Source organism: Paenibacillus sp. 22594 (genome assembly GCF_052044425.1).
Classification (GTDB): Bacteria; Bacillota; Bacilli; order Paenibacillales; family Paenibacillaceae; genus Paenibacillus_AQ.
This window is the reverse complement of the sequence record NZ_JBQENA010000033.1, coordinates 1-1,535: the sequence shown is the minus strand read 5'-3', so window position 1 is coordinate 1,535 and position 1,535 is coordinate 1. Positions and strand designations below refer to the sequence as shown.

Genomic DNA, 1,535 nt, shown 5'->3' with positions numbered 1-1,535 from the left:
AGGTTAGAACCTAGATACGATCAGGGTGGTATCCCAACGGCGCCTCCATAGAAGCTTGCGCTCCTACTTCTACGGCTCCCACCTATCCTGTACAGATCGTACCCAAATTCAATATCAAGCTGCAGTAAAGCTCCATGGGGTCTTTCCGTCTTGTCGCGGGTAACCTGCATCTTCACAGGTATTAAAATTTCACCGGATCTCTCGTTGAGACAGCGCCCAAGTCGTTACGCCATTCGTGCGGGTCAGAATTTACCTGACAAGGAATTTCGCTACCTTAGGACCGTTATAGTTACGGCCGCCGTTTACTGGGGCTTCGGTTCACAGCTTCGGATTGCTCCTAACCGCTCCCCTTAACCTTCCAGCACCGGGCAGGCGTCAGCCCGTATACTTCGCCTTGCGGCTTCGCACAGACCTGTGTTTTTGCTAAACAGTCGCTTGGGCCTTTTCACTGCGGCCCCCTCGGGCTATTCACCCTACCGAGGCACCTCTTCTCCCGAAGTTACGAGGTCATTTTGCCGAGTTCCTTAACGAGAGTTCTTCCGCGCGCCTTAGAATTCTCTTCTCGCCTACCTGTGTCGGTTTGCGGTACGGGCACCTTCTCCTGGCTAGAGGCTTTTCTTGGCAGTGTGAGATCATGACCTTCGCTACTATAATTTTCGCTCCCCATCACAGCCCAGCCTTAACGATGTGCGGATTTGCCTACACATCAGCCTCACTGCTTAGACGGACATCCATCAGTCCGCGTCACTACCCTCCTGCGTCACCCCATCGCTCATAGCGGATTACGGTGGTACAGTAATTTCAAACTGTTGTCCTTCGACTACGCCTGTCGGCCTCGCCTTAGGTCCCGACTTACCCTGAGCGGACGAGCCTTCCTCAGGAAACCTTGGGCTTTCGGCGGATCAGATTCTCACTGATCTTTTCGTTACTCATACCGGCATTCTCACTTGTATGCTGTCCAGCGCTCCTTACGGTACACCTTCAACCCACATACAACGCTCCCCTACCCCAGATGCAAAGCATCTAGCCATAGCTTCGGTGGTGTGTTTAGCCCCGTTACATTTTCGGCGCAGAGTCACTCGACCAGTGAGCTATTACGCACTCTTTCAATGGTGGCTGCTTCTAAGCCAACATCCTGGTTGTCTGTGCAACTCCACATCCTTTCCCACTTAACACACACTTGGGGACCTTAGCTGATGGTCTGGGCTGTTTCCCTTTTGACAATGGATCTTAGCACTCACTGTCTGACTCCCGGCAAGAAGTTAATGGCATTCGGAGTTTGACTGAGCTTGGTAACCCTTGCGGGCCCCGCACCCAATCAGTGCTCTACCTCCACCACTCCATTCACCGAGGCTAGCCCTAAAGCTATTTCGGGGAGAACCAGCTATCTCCGAGTTCGATTGGAATTTCTCCGCTACCCCCACCTCATCCCCGCATTTTTCAACATGCGTGGGTTCGGGCCTCCAGTGCGTGTTACCGCACCTTCACCCTGGACAGGGGTAGATCACACGGTTTCGGGTCTACGTCCACATACT

Annotated in this window: 1 rRNA gene; it reads right to left on the bottom strand. The window is 53.2% G+C overall.

Annotated elements, in window-relative coordinates:
* Positions 1-1,535, bottom strand: a 23S ribosomal RNA gene (locus tag ACTJKB_RS30825); the annotation flags it as partial.